General features: G+C 64.8%; 10 protein-coding genes. 2 read left to right on the forward strand and 8 right to left on the reverse strand.

Annotated features, from left to right (window positions below; translation table 11 throughout):
• Positions 1–9 precede the first annotated feature (9 nt).
• Complete coding sequence (locus tag ACQCSW_RS08900) at positions 10–858, reverse strand: fumarylacetoacetate hydrolase family protein (protein ID WP_426990412.1); 849 nt, start codon at positions 856–858, stop codon at positions 10–12.
• A 31-nt stretch (positions 859–889) separates the two neighbouring features.
• The gene (locus ACQCSW_RS08905; RefSeq protein WP_111907869.1) at positions 890–1552 is read right to left on the reverse strand and encodes a DUF1684 domain-containing protein; all 663 of its coding nucleotides are present in this window, start codon (positions 1550–1552) and stop codon (positions 890–892) included.
• A 94-nt stretch (positions 1553–1646) separates the two neighbouring features.
• Between ACQCSW_RS08905 and ACQCSW_RS08910 the strand changes: the two genes are divergently transcribed.
• Both ACQCSW_RS08910 and ACQCSW_RS08915 read left to right on the forward strand, forming a co-directional pair.
• The gene (locus ACQCSW_RS08910) at positions 1647–2465 is read left to right on the forward strand and encodes a hypothetical protein (RefSeq protein WP_426990414.1); all 819 of its coding nucleotides are present in this window, start codon (positions 1647–1649) and stop codon (positions 2463–2465) included.
• A 71-nt stretch (positions 2466–2536) separates the two neighbouring features.
• The gene (locus ACQCSW_RS08915; protein WP_426990415.1) at positions 2537–3343 is read left to right on the forward strand and encodes a transglutaminase-like domain-containing protein; all 807 of its coding nucleotides are present in this window, start codon (positions 2537–2539) and stop codon (positions 3341–3343) included.
• Positions 3344–3389: 46 nt separating this feature from the next.
• On the opposite strand, the gene ACQCSW_RS08920 is transcribed toward ACQCSW_RS08915, so the two are convergent.
• The 6 genes from ACQCSW_RS08920 to ACQCSW_RS08945 all read right to left on the reverse strand — a co-directional run bounded on the left by ACQCSW_RS08920 (position 3390) and on the right by ACQCSW_RS08945 (position 12460).
• Positions 3390–3860 carry a MarR family winged helix-turn-helix transcriptional regulator gene (locus tag ACQCSW_RS08920; protein WP_426990416.1) on the reverse strand — a complete coding sequence of 157 codons (471 nt, stop codon included), beginning with the start codon at positions 3858–3860 and terminating at the stop codon, positions 3390–3392.
• Positions 3860–4969: an LLM class flavin-dependent oxidoreductase gene (locus tag ACQCSW_RS08925; RefSeq protein ID WP_426990417.1), complete on the reverse strand. Its 1110-nt coding sequence runs from the start codon at positions 4967–4969 to the stop codon at positions 3860–3862. The genes ACQCSW_RS08920 and ACQCSW_RS08925 overlap by 1 nt, the downstream gene beginning before the upstream one ends.
• 113 nt (positions 4970–5082) lie before the next feature.
• The gene (locus ACQCSW_RS08930; RefSeq protein WP_426990419.1) at positions 5083–8304 is read right to left on the reverse strand and encodes an efflux RND transporter permease subunit; all 3222 of its coding nucleotides are present in this window, start codon (positions 8302–8304) and stop codon (positions 5083–5085) included.
• An 83-nt stretch (positions 8305–8387) separates the two neighbouring features.
• Positions 8388–9890, reverse strand: a complete 1503-nt coding sequence (locus ACQCSW_RS08935; protein WP_426990420.1) for a malate:quinone oxidoreductase — start codon at positions 9888–9890, stop codon at positions 8388–8390.
• 79 nt (positions 9891–9969) lie between these two features.
• On the reverse strand, positions 9970–11643 hold the full coding sequence (locus ACQCSW_RS08940) for an ABC transporter substrate-binding protein (RefSeq protein WP_426990421.1): 1674 nt from the start codon (positions 11641–11643) through the stop codon (positions 9970–9972).
• Between the two features lie 145 nt (positions 11644–11788).
• Positions 11789–12460 (reverse strand): fasciclin domain-containing protein, encoded by a 672-nt coding sequence (locus ACQCSW_RS08945; protein ID WP_426990422.1) that lies wholly within the window; start codon positions 12458–12460, stop codon positions 11789–11791.
• Positions 12461–12494: the final 34 nt, after the last annotated feature.

The raw sequence follows: 12494 nt of genomic DNA on the forward strand, positions 1-12494 counted from the left end.
CCTGACATATCAGGCGGGGGTTTCCTCCCAGGACGCCGCGTTGACGGGGTTGCTCAGCTCGCCAATGCCCTCCACGCGGCACACAACTGTGTCTCCGGGGTGGATGCGGGCACACTCCGCCGGGAAGCCGGTGAGGACCAGATCGCCGGCGTACAGGGTCATAAAGGAACTGAGGTACACGAGGATTTCGTCCACCTTCCAGCCGAGGTCTGTGCTGCTGGCGGCCTTCAGCTGGGTGCCGTTGTGGACGATGCCGATGGACAGGTCCGAGTCGTCAAGGTCCGTCACGATCCACGGACCTACGGGGGTGAAAGTGTCCTGGCTTTTGGCGCTGATCCACAGTTCGTCCGACTTCTGCAGATCGCGGGCCGAGACATCGTTGCCGATGGTGAATCCAAGGATGGCGCTCCGGGCAGTCTCCAGCGTCAGGCCGCGGACGGTGCGCCCGACGACGACGGTCAGTTCCGCTTCCGGGTCCACGTAGCCCACCGTTGAGCTCAGTTCAATGGCGTCGCCGGGGCCGATCACACTGGATGCGGCCTTGTGGAAGGCCTGCGGCGGGAGGTCGCGGCCGGGCTGGCCGGTGTTGTGGGCCATGCCGAAGACGTTGGCGGGGACGGATGGGGCCAGGAATGTGAACGACTCCTGGTCCACTACAGTGCCGGTCTCCCACCCCGGCCGGGCAGGGTGGTTGGCGTTTGCGCGGGACGCCGCGAAGGGGGAATCAATGACTGTCCAGGACCGACCGGCGTCGGAGCCGAAGTCCGGGGCGTCGTTGGCCACGAAGAAGTGCTCGTCGGCAACAGCCGGGGACAGGGGACGGACACGGGCAAGGCGGCGGGGAGCGCTGGCAGTCATGATGACATCCTACGTCCTCCGGCCGGCCGGCTCAGTACAGCTCGCCCACCGGGATCTCCACGGCCAGGCGGTTGGACGGGCCGGGCAGCGGGCAGGCCCAGGCCTCGTTGTACGCACAGGACGGGTTGTAGGCAAAGTTGAAGTCCAGGACAAACTCGGCGCCCGCCCCGGAACCATGGACGCCATGGAACGCGCCCTTGATGGTGTCCAGGAGGTACCGCCCTGCGCCGTAGGTTCCGCCCGGCTGGCCTGCCGTGGCGTCCCGGAACGGAACGAAAATCCCCCCGCCGTATCCGTGCAGCTTCCATACGCCAAGCTGGCCCAGCTCGGGAAGATCGAACGTGCCCAGCCGGACAAAACGGACCACGCCGTCAGTGGCGGTTTCCACGGTCATTTCCCGGCCGGCCCCCTCAAGGGTCAGCGGCACATAGAATCGGTAGATGGGATCGTAGTCGGCAGTCTTCAGGCCAGCGAACTGCGACTTGTCCTTCGCGCTGAGGGCTGAGGCCGGATGCGTTGCGAACATACGGTCGCGTTCATGCCGCCACAGGGAATGGGCCTCCGCCGGATCTTCAGCGGCAACCTTCCGCACCGTGTCGTACAGGGCAAACGTCCGCAGCCGCCAGTCCGCAATGTCGATGGCAGAGATGTCCGCCAGGCTCTCAAGGTCCGCGCCGTACTGCTCATCCGCCATAGGAACCAGCCTAGTGCCTTGCGTGCGGGGAATGTCCGACGGCGACACGAGGCTCCGTCTCTTGGCCGCCGTCGTCCGCCGATAGGCTGGCTGCATGACACACAAGGCGACAATGTGGGGAGTGCGGACGGCAGCGCTGCTGATGGCCGGTGCCCTGGCGGCCGGGTGCAGCGCGCCTGGTAACAGCGATTCGGCGTGGACGGCGCAGCCGGACATATCGGCCAGCCCCGGTGCCAGTAAGAGCCCTACCGCCGGCGCTACCGGTTCCCCGTCGCCGGATCCTTCGGCCGCACCGGGCCCCTCGGCGTCCACATCACCCGGCCCGGCCGCAACAGCGGCTGCCTGGAAGACCTTTACCGATCCGGCTAAGACCGTCAGCTTTGACCTGCCGGAGGAATGGATCGCCCAGTCCGTCACGCCCGAGGAGGGGACGTTGCCGGGTGCCCTGAAGATCGAGGTGAAAAAGCAGGACAACACGGTTGTGGCTGCCCTGCGGACGGGACTGCCGTCGTCGTCGTCGTCCGAGTGCCCCGAGGCTGCCCGGAAACCCTACGTTGTGATCAGCAGCGTGCCGGTAGAGCTTCCCGGCCTGACGGGGGAAGGTGCCATCGCGCCGCACGTGGTGTTCCGCGTCATCCATGGCTACCGCTACTTCGGCTCCTACGGCATCACCAACATTGTGGGCGGGGCAGACGGCCAAGCCTGCGAACTGCGCAACGTGGTCCGTGGCCCGGCAGGGAAAGGTGACTACTCGTTCGGTGACCTCGGAGTCCTGAAGGCCTTCGCCCCGGATGAGAAGGTGGCCCCGGCCAAGGCGTTTGACACCTTGGGCCAGGCCGCAAAGTACGTGGACGAGGGCTCGGAATTCGCGAACGTCCAGCGGATGCTAATGTCTCTGGAGATCAAAAACTAGTCCCGCCCCCGGCCCCCACAACCCCGGGCCAATGCGGAAAGTTCGGCCACTACCTCACACCCCGGAGATACATGGAACGCACCGTTTCAGCACGTATGGTTTTCAGGACCATCGCCGACACGAAGGCAGCCCTGGCCGTCGCTGTGGCCAGGAATCCCGGCTACACCTCGTTTGATGAATCACTGACTGTCACGGCCGACGGGCAGCCGGTTCCGCTGCAGGAACTCGCGGACCATCATGGCGGCCGCCTGCACTATATGGAGTTCACTGAACCCGCCGAGGTCACCGTTGAGTACTCAGCGACGGTGGCAGGGCAGGCCGTCCCGGAAGAGGCCACCCTGGCTGATCTCATCCGCTACGTGCGGCCAAGCCGCTACGCAGAGTCGGACCGGCTGCTGCCCACGGCCTACGCCGAATTTGGCGGCCTGCACGGTGCCGAACTGCTCCACGCGGTGCGGAGCTGGGTCTATGGGGAATTGCGGTATATCAGCGGTTCGTCCAGGGGCACTGACGGCGCCGTGGAAACGCTGCTGCACCGCAGGGGAGTGTGCCGGGACTTCGCGCACCTGGCCATCGCCCTGCTGCGTTCCAAGGACGTCCCGGCCCGGCTCACCGCTGTGTACGCGCCGGGGCTGAGTCCCATGGATTTTCACGCGGTAGCCGAGGCGCATGTCAATGGCGCCTGGCATGTCATCGACCCCACGGGGCTGGCCCCGCGGGAGTCGATGCTGCGGATCTCGGCCGGCCGCGACTCGTCCGACACCGCGTTCCTGTCCACGGTGGGCGGGCGCCTGACTCTGACCGAGCTGCGCGTCAGCGCTGTGGTCAACGGCCAGCTGCCGTCGGAAGATCCGGCCAAGCTGGTCATGCTGGGCTAGTTTCCCGGCAGGGCCCGGCCACTTCCGGGCAGTACTTCCCAGGCAGTTACTTTGCCGGCCGCGCTCCCACGGAATGCCGGAGTTTCTCGGTCAGCCGCTGAAGTTCCTTCTGCTCGGCAGCCGTCAGGGCTGGCCCCACCAAGCTGGAGATGTCCCGCACATGCTCCCGACCGATCTCCTTCTGGAGGGCAGACCCCTCCTCGGTGAGCTTCAGCAGTACGCCGCGGCCGTCGTCGGGGGCCGCCATTCGGGCCACGAGTCCGCGCTTTTCCAGCCGCTCAACCAGCCTGCTGAGGCTCGACTGGCTCAGTAGGACATGGTCATTGAGTTCATTGAGCCGGAGCCAGCCGGACGGGCACCGGGACAGCGTGAACAGTACGTCGTATTCGTTCAGTGCCACCTTCCGGAAGGCAGGACCGGCCTGCAGCCTGCGCATGACGGCAACCTGCGCCCGGAACAGGGATTCCCAGGTTTCCGCCGCCAAGCGGATGGGTGATTCGTTTCCGTTGGCAGCCATCACGCCTCCGAAGGGGCAGTTTCAGGCGCCGGTGCAGCCATCAGTGTGGCCACGCGGCCGGCATGGGTGGGCGGGTCCGGGACGTGCGCGGGCTTGAGGGCCGCGTATTCCTTGCGGAGGACCGGGAGGACTTCCTCGCCGAACAGGTCAAGCTGCTCCAGCACTGTCTTCAGGGGCAGGCCTGCGTGGTCGATGAGGAACAGCTGGCGCTGGTAGTCGCCGAAGTACTCGCGGAAGGTGAGGGTCTTTTCGATGACTTCCTGCGGGCTGCCGACCGTCAGCGGTGTCTGGGAGGTGAAGTCCTCCAGCGACGGGCCGTGGCCGTAGACAGGCGCGTCGTCGAAGTAGGGCCGGAATTCCTTTACGGCGTCCTGGGAGTTCTTGCGCATGAAGAACTGGCCGCCGAGGCCCACGATGGCCTGGTCCGCCTTGCCGTGGCCGTAGTGCTCGTAGCGCTCCCGGTAGAGGCTGATCAGCTGTTGGTAGTGCTCCTTGGGCCAGAAGATGTTGTTCGCGAAGAAGCCGTCGCCGTAGTAGGCGGCCACTTCGGCGATCTGCGGCGTGCGGATGGAGCCGTGCCACACAAAGGGGGCTACGCCGTCGAGCGGGCGCGGGGTGGAGGTGAAGTTCTGCAGCGGGGTACGGTACTTGCCGGACCAGTTCACCGTGTCCTCATCCCACAGCCGGCGCAGCAGGCTGTAGTTCTCGATGGCCAGTTCCACCCCGTCCTGGATGTTCTTGCCGAACCATGGGTACACCGGAGCCGTGTTGCCACGGCCCAGGACCAGATCCACGCGGCCGTCGGCCAGGTGTTGCAGCATGGCGAAGTCTTCGGCGATCTTGACCGGATCGTTGGTGGTGATCAGCGTGGTGGCAGTGGAGAGTGTGATCCGCTCGGTCTGCGCGGCGATGTACGCGAGGGTGGTGGTGGGCGAGGAGGAGAAGAACGGGCGGTTGTGGTGCTCGCCGAGGGCGAAGACATCCATGCCGATTTCCTCGACTTTTTTGGCGATCGCCACGGCCGCTTTGATGCGTTCGTTCTCCGTGGGCGTCCGGCCGGTGGTGGGGTCAGTGGTGATGTCACTGACGCTGAATACGCCGATCTGCATGGTGTGCCTTCCGTTTCCTGGACTTCTCTGGGCTTGTTTCCACTATACCCAATTTTCATGCGTTTGCATGTATCGACGGATATAACGCATCCCCGGCGAGAATATTCCAGATGCTACTGGGGGTCGCCCGCGGCGGCCCGGCGGCCGCTGACGCGGGGCACCTTGCCGGTGGTCCAGTCGCTGAACTCGGCGTCGACGTCGTCCGCTTCTGAAAACTCCGGGCGCTCGTGCATGGCGCGCAGCAGAGCTTTGCGTTCGCGCCGTCCCTCCACAAGCCGGTACAGCACGGGAACCAGCACCAGGGTCAGCGCTGTGGACGAGACCAGGCCGCCGATCACCACCACGGCCAGCGGCTGGGAAATGAAGCCGCCGCCCCCGGTCAGGCCGAGCGCCATGGGTGTCAGGGCGAAAACGGTGGCCAGCGCGGTCATCAGGATGGGGCGGAGGCGCTGCCGAGCGCCATGGGTGATTGCGTCCGCCACGCTCATCCCGCCGTGACCGTCCCGTGGCTGCCGGTACTGATTGATGAGGTCGATGAGCACAATGGCGTTAGTGACCACAATGCCCACAAGCATCAGCATGCCGATCAGCGACGGCAGGCCCAGGGGAACGCCCGTGGCCAGCAGTAGGGCCACGGCGCCGGTGGCGGCAAAGGGAACGGACACCAGCAGGATCAGGGGCTGGATCAGCGACTTGAAGGTGGCCACCATAATGACGTAGACAATCGCGATCGCCGCGAGGAGCGCCAGGCCCAGCTGCTGGAAGGACTCAGCCTGTTGCGTGGTGGCGCCGCCAAGTTCGGCGGTGACCCCCGCGGGGAGACTGACCTCGGTGAGGCGCTTCTGGACCTCCGCGTTCGCGGCACCAAGGTTGGAGCCCGACGGCGTGATTGACACTTTGGCGGTCCGCTGGCCGTTGCTGGCTGTGATGGAGACCGGCACGTCCACCTGTTCCACGGACGCGATGCTGCCAAGGGTCACGGGGGCGCCGGTGGCCGGCAGGGAGATGTTGCGCACCGCATCGATGCTGGTAAACCGGGTGCCCTTGCCGATCTGGACCGGAAAATCGTTGGTGTCGATCCGGACCGTGCCGGCGGGGATGGGGCTGATGGTGGCAGCCAGGACGCCGGCTACCTGTTCCTCGTTCAGTCCGGCCGCCGCGGTCTTGGCCCGGTCAACCTTGACCTGGACCACCGGCTGGCTGGCCGCGAGGTTGGTTGTCACCTCGCTGGTTTCCGGTACGCCGGTCATAGCTGCCACCATCGCCTCGCTGGCCCTGCGAAGGTCCTCGGACGTCGCCGCCTTGATGGTGATGTCCACCGTGGAGGACGTCCCGAAGCCACCCTGCTGGGAGCCGACGGTAATCTTTCCGGCACCGGCCACCTTGCCTACTTCAGCCCGGACGGTTTCCTGGAGCTTTGCCTGATTCGCCTTCTCATCCGTCACCACAGTAAATGAGGAGTTGGCCGCGCCGGAGGACGTCAGCGCGGCAAAGCCCGCCTGCGCGTTTCCGGAGGCGAGCTGGACATTCTTAACGCCCTCGATGCCGCGGAGCACGTCCTCGACCCTGATGGCGGCGGTGCTGGTGTCGGCCAGGCTTGTGCCCGCCGGCATCACCTGGCGGACAGTCATGCTGTTCTGGCCGGAATCGCCGAGGAGGTTGGTGGAAAGCAGCGGCGTCATGGCGGCCGTGGCGCCGAGGACCAGAACGGCGGCGACCAGCGTCAGCACCGGATGCTTCTGGGTCTTGCTGAGGACGGGCAGGTACGCACGCTGCAGCCGGCTCGTCTGTTCGGCCTCCTGGGCCTGGGCACGGGCGGCGGCGGCAGCTTCGCGGGCGGCAGGCGAACCGGCGGCGGAACTGGCGGGGCTCTTGAGGAACCAATAGGCCAGGACCGGCACGATGGTCAGCGATACCAGCAGGGATGCCAGCAGCGCCATGGTGACTGTCAGGGCGAAGGGTCGGAAGAGTTCGCCCGCGAGCTCACCCACGAAGGCAATGGGCAGGAAGACCGCAACGGTGGTCAAGGTGGAGGCTGTGATGGCGCCGGCCACCTCCCGGATAGCGGTGAGGATCGCCGAGACTTTCTCCTCCCCGTAGCTGAGGTGGCGTTTGATGTTTTCGATCACCACAATCGAGTCGTCCACCACCCGGCCGATCGCAATGGTGAGCGCGCCTAAGGTCAGGATGTTCAGTGAATAGCCGGTAGCGGAGAGGCCAATAAACGTGATCAGCAGCGAGAGCGGAATAGACACCGCGGTAACAAGGGTGGAGCGGGCTGACATCAGGAAAACAAGGATGACAGCGACGGCGAAGCCCAGACCGAGCAGGCCCTCGGTGGTGAGGTCCTTGATGGACTTCTCGATGAACGGAGCCTGGTCAAACACTGCAGTGAACTTTGCGTTGGATCCCAGCTCGGCCTCAAGGGCCGCCAACGAGTCGTTCACGGCGTGGGAGATTCCCACGGTGTCTCCCTCGGGCTTCTTGGTCACGGACACCGCCAGCGTTTCCTGGCCGTTGGTCCGGGTGATGGAGGTCCGTTCGTCGTCCTGCAGGCTGACGTCGGCCACCGTGCCGATCGTCGCGGCATCCTTGGCTCCGCCCAGGGGCAATGCCTTGATGGTGTCCAGTGAATCCACCGGGCTGCCGATCTGGAGGGAGAGCGTCTTGCCCTGCTCCTGGATGGACCCGGCAGGGATCAGCGCGCCGCTGTTGCCGAGGGCGTTCCGGATGGACTCGATCGTGGCGCCCTTGGCGGCCATCGCATCGGGGCGGGGGAGGATCTCGATGTGTTGGGTGGCTCCGCCGGTCACGTCGGCTCCCCGGACGCCGTCGATCTTCTGGAGCCGGGGAACGGAGAGGCGCTGGAGATCGGCGTTCAGTTCGCTGAGGGGCTTGTCTGAGGACACTGCCAGGAACACGATGGGGAAGTCGCTGATGCTGCCCGCGATGGCCTGCGGCTGCACGTCCTCCGGCAGGGAGCGCTTTGCGTTGGAGATGGCCCGGTCGATCTGGTTCCGGGCGCGGTCGAGGTTTGTCCCGTAGGTGAACACCATGGAGATCTGCGAGACGCCGTTGCGCGACGTCGAGGACGTGGACTCCAGGCCTTCGACGCCGTTCAGGGCAGTTTCGAGCGGTGCGCTGACCTGCTTGTCCACCACCTCGGGCGAGGCGCCGGGCATGGCGGAGAGGACGGTGATCTGCGGGAACTCAATGGAGGGGATGAGTTCCTGTTTCAGCGATGACATGGTGATCACGCCGAACACCGTCGCGAAGACTGTGATCAGCGCGATCAGCGCCCGGTTTGCCAATGAAAGTTGTGCCAGCCGGAACATCGCGGGTCTCTCCTGTGGTGTTGACGGACTCCTGCGGACCGGACCGTCCAGCCGGGCCTGCCGGCCCGCCGGACTGCCGGGCGTCAGTGGTTGGCGGAAACGCTCTCCAGCTGCAATGCCTTGGCCGTTGCCGTCTCGAGCTCGGCGGCCAGTTCCGGATTCTCATCCAGCTTCACGCCGTAGCCCGGCATCATGTCCTTGAGCTTGCCCTGCCAGCCCTTGAAGTCCTTGGGGAAGGACTTCTGCAGCAGCTCAATCATGATGGGCACCGCTGTGGAGGCGCCGGGCGAGGCGCCCAGAAGAGCACCGATGGAGCCGTCGCGGCCGGCGATGACTTCGGTACCGAACTGGAGTATGCCGCCCTTCTTCGGGTCTTTCTTGATGATCTGGACTCGCTGGCCGGCGGTGATCAGCTCCCAGTCGCCGTCCTTGGCCTCGGGGTAGTACTCGCGCAGCGCTTCCACCTTGTCGCCGTGGCGCTTGGCCACCTCTTTAATGAGGTACGCCGTGAGGTCCATGTTGTCCTTGGCCACGGCAAGCATCGGGATGATGTTGCTGGGCCGGATGGACAGCGGCAGGTCAAGGTACGAGCCGTGTTTGAGGAAGTTGGTGGAGAATCCGGCGTAGGGGCCGAACAGCAGTGAACGCTTCCCGTCCACGTAGCGGGTGTCCAGGTGGGGGACTGACATGGGCGGAGCGCCCACCGAAGCCTGGCCATAGACCTTGGCGCTGTGCTGGGCGGAGAGTTTTTCGTCGGTGCAGCGGAAGAACTGGCCGGACACGGGGAACCCGCCGTAGCCCTTGCTTTCGGGAATACCGGAGGCCTGGAGGAGGTGCAGCGCGCCGCCGCCGGCGCCCACAAACACAAACTTGGCGTGGATTTTGCCGTGTTCCCCGGAAGCCGGGTGTTTGATCGAAAGGTCCCAGCCGCCGTCGGCCGCCTTGGAGATCCCGGTGACGTCATGGCCGTAATTGATTTCGACGCCGTTGTTCCCGAGGTAGGTGGTCAGTTCACGGGTGAGTGCCCCGAAGTCGACGTCGGTCCCCTCCGTGGCCCGGGTGGCGGCGATGCTCTGCTTGGGGTCGCGGCCCTTGACGATCAGCGGCGCCCACTTGGCGATCTGTGCGTGGTCCTCGGAGTACTCCATGCTGCGGAACAGCGTGTGGGACTTGAGCGCTTCGTAACGGGTCTTGAGGAACTGGGTGTTGCTCTCGCCGATCACAAAACTCATGTGCGGGACGGTGTTGATGAAGCCCTTCGGCGAGCCGATCAGGGATTCTTCCACAAGATGGGACCAGAACTGGCGGGACAGCTGGAACTGTTCGTTGATGAGCAGCGCCTTGGCCGGGTTCACCGAGCCGTCTTTGGCTGCGGGGGAGTAGTTGAGCTCGCACAGTGCGGCATGGCCCGTTCCGGCGTTGTTCCAGGGGTCGGAGCTTTCCAGCCCGGGCTGATCCAGGCGTTCGAACAGTGCGATGGTCCAGTTCGGTTCAAGCTGCTTGATGAACGCCCCGAGCGTGGCGCTCATGATGCCGCCGCCAATCAGTACGACGTCGGCATGTTGGGTCTTGGATATGAAGGTCACAATCAGTCTCCGATAGCAGCGGCTCTGGCTGTCAAAGAATATCCCCGGGCAGCCCGCATACTGAAATTGGGCCGGACCGTCAAGGCTTTAGCTGTACCTTTGTGAAAACTTCATTCAGTACCGGGGACGCCGGGTAGCTGCTGACGCGGTCCGAGAGTGCCAGGGCCGAGATCGGGAAGGCAATGGGAACGGCCGGCACAGTGGCCGCGATCTGGGCGTTGATGGTATGGTACTGCTCGTCGCGTTCCTTGCCTGCGGGGAGGCCGCGGGCGCGGTTGATCTTGGAAAAGACCTGCGGGTCCTGGTAACCGAATTCGCCGTTCTTCTCGCCGAACAGCGGGCCCACAAAGTTATCGGCGTCGGCATACGCGCCGTTCCAGCCCAGCAGGTGGAGCCCGTGGTCCCCGGGTGACTGCACTTTCTGGAGGTAGCCCGCAGACCAGTCCACCGGGACAGGTTTGATGTTGAACCCGACGGCGGTCAGTTGCCGGCTGATTTCGGCGTAGATTTTCTCCGGCGTTGGCAGATATGGGCGGGTGGCATTGAGCGGGTAGTAGAACCTGATCTCTTCCCCGATGTAGCCGGCCTCGGCCAGGTAGGCCTTGGCTTTGACCGGATCGTGGCCCAGCGCGGGAGCGTCGTTGTTGAAACCACTGATCTTGGGCGGGACGAATTGTGAGGCCTTGGCCGTGTTGTCGATAAAGAACTTGCGGATCAGGGTTTCTTTGTCGATGGCCAGCTCAATGGCCTGCCGGACTTTTTGGTTCTGGAGAACCGGAATTTCCTGGTTGATGCCCAGGTACATCACCGAAAAAGGGTCACGCTGGACAATCTGCATGCCCCGCTTCACCAGCTGATCGAAGTTGCCCACCGTGACGGCGTCGTAGCCGTCGATCTTGCCGTCCAGGAGGGCCTGGAGCCGGGTCTGGGGGTGATCGTACGTGACGAAATTGATGGTGAAGATCTGCCCGCGGTCGCCCCAGTAGTTTTTGTGGCTGACGAGCCGGACGCTGGCTTCGTCCCAGGCGGCCAGGCTGAACGGTCCGGTTCCGACGGGGTTGGTGGCGAACCGGGAGACCGGATTTCCGCCACGTGTCTGATCCAGGACATCCGCTGTGCCCGCGGTGAGGGCTGCCGGGGACGCCATGGCGAACGCCGGCAGGGTGAGTGCCTGGAGGAACGCGGTGAAGCGCTGGGTCAGGTCGATCCGGACAGTGTCAGCGGAAAGGGCCGTGCAGCTTTTGAAAATGGAGAGCGCAGCATCGTCGGAATGTGCCTTGAACACACCCTTGAAGGAGCTTCCCGGGGCCTGGCGCCGCAGTTCCGCGGAAAAAGCGAACCAGCGGTTGAAGTTGGCGCATACTGCGTCGGCGTTAAAGGGCGTGCCGTCCTGGAACGAGACGCCGCTGCGGAGTTTGAACGTGTAGGAGCGGCCTTCGTCCTCTTCGGACCATTCCGTTGCCAGCAGCGGCGTGGGCTTGCCCGTGGTCTGGTCCACACCCACCAGACCTTCAAGGATCTGCCGGGTGATCCGGTAGCTTTCCACATCGCTCGAGAGCGCAGGGTCCAGGCCCAGGGGCTGGGACGCCGTGCCGAACGTGAACGTTTCGGTGGCCTCAGCGCCGGCGGGCGCCGTCGAAGGTGACGTTGCCGAGGGCGAAGGCGGTGGGTTGCCGGTACAGGATGTCAGGCCTAACGCCATAAAAACGGCGCCGGTCTTGATGACCGTTCGCCGCGAAGTACTGCTGGGCACTCGTCTATCACCTCTGGCTGCTTCTGGCCGGCACCGCCGACTGCGGGCCAAGGACACAGTCTAGTTGACACACCCCGGTGTTCCCTGGACACACGCCAGAGGCCTGTTCCGGCGGGGGAACAGGCCTCTGGGCTGGAAACGGGGACTACTTGGGCATCAGCACCGAGTCGATCAGGTAAACGGTGGCGTTCTTGGTCTGGACGCCGCCGCAGATCACGCTGGCTCCATCAACCATGAGGGCATCCTTGCTGCCGGTCACGGTGACTGATCCGCCCTGGACCGTGGCGTGTGTGCCGGCGATCTTGTCCGGGGTGATCTGGCCGGGGACCACGTGGTAGGTCAGGATCTTGCTCAGCAGGGCGTCGTCCGTCTTGAGCGTTTCAATGGTGGCGGCATCGATCTTGGCGAAGGCGTCATCCACCGGAGCGAAGACCGTGAACTCGCCGCCGTTCAGGGTGTCAACCAGGTCAACTTTGGGGTTCAGCTTGCCGGAGACAGCTGCCGTGAGGGTGGTCAGGATGGGGTTGTTGGATGCCGCGACCGCTACCGGGTCAAGGGCCATACCGGCAACCGAGCCCGCACCGGTGGGGACCTTCTTTGCGTAGCCGGCGCAGCCTGCGCCAACGAGGTTTGCCGCCGGATCCATGGCTTTAGCACTGGCGGAGGGTGACGGGGCCTTGCTGGACGCCGACGGTGCGGCGGCCGGAGCGGAGGAACTGGGGGTTGTTGTTGCGGCTCCACCGCAGGCGGTGAGGCTCAACAGGGCTGCAGCTGCAACGCCTGCGACGGTGAAGGATGTGCGCTTGAATGACTGCATTTCGGTTCTCCTTGTTTTTTGGTTTCTGCCGATT

Source organism: Pseudarthrobacter sp. Y6, assembly GCF_050156205.1.
Lineage (GTDB): Bacteria > Actinomycetota > Actinomycetes > Actinomycetales > Micrococcaceae > Arthrobacter.

Bases quoted from the DNA above. Each gene is read 5' to 3' on its own strand.
- ACQCSW_RS08900 (WP_426990412.1), bottom strand. From the start codon at position 858: ATGACTGCCAGCGCTCCCCGCCGCCTTGCCCGTGTCCGTCCCCTGTCC.
- ACQCSW_RS08905 (WP_111907869.1), bottom strand. From the start codon at position 1,552: ATGGCGGATGAGCAGTACGGCGCGGACCTTGAGAGCCTGGCGGACATC.
- ACQCSW_RS08910 (WP_426990414.1), top strand. From the start codon at position 1,647: ATGACACACAAGGCGACAATGTGGGGAGTGCGGACGGCAGCGCTGCTG.
- ACQCSW_RS08915 (WP_426990415.1), top strand. From the start codon at position 2,537: ATGGAACGCACCGTTTCAGCACGTATGGTTTTCAGGACCATCGCCGAC.
- ACQCSW_RS08920 (WP_426990416.1), bottom strand. From the start codon at position 3,860: ATGGCTGCCAACGGAAACGAATCACCCATCCGCTTGGCGGCGGAAACC.
- ACQCSW_RS08925 (WP_426990417.1), bottom strand. From the start codon at position 4,969: ATGCAGATCGGCGTATTCAGCGTCAGTGACATCACCACTGACCCCACC.
- ACQCSW_RS08930 (WP_426990419.1), bottom strand. From the start codon at position 8,304: ATGTTCCGGCTGGCACAACTTTCATTGGCAAACCGGGCGCTGATCGCG.
- ACQCSW_RS08945 (WP_426990422.1), bottom strand. From the start codon at position 12,460: ATGCAGTCATTCAAGCGCACATCCTTCACCGTCGCAGGCGTTGCAGCT.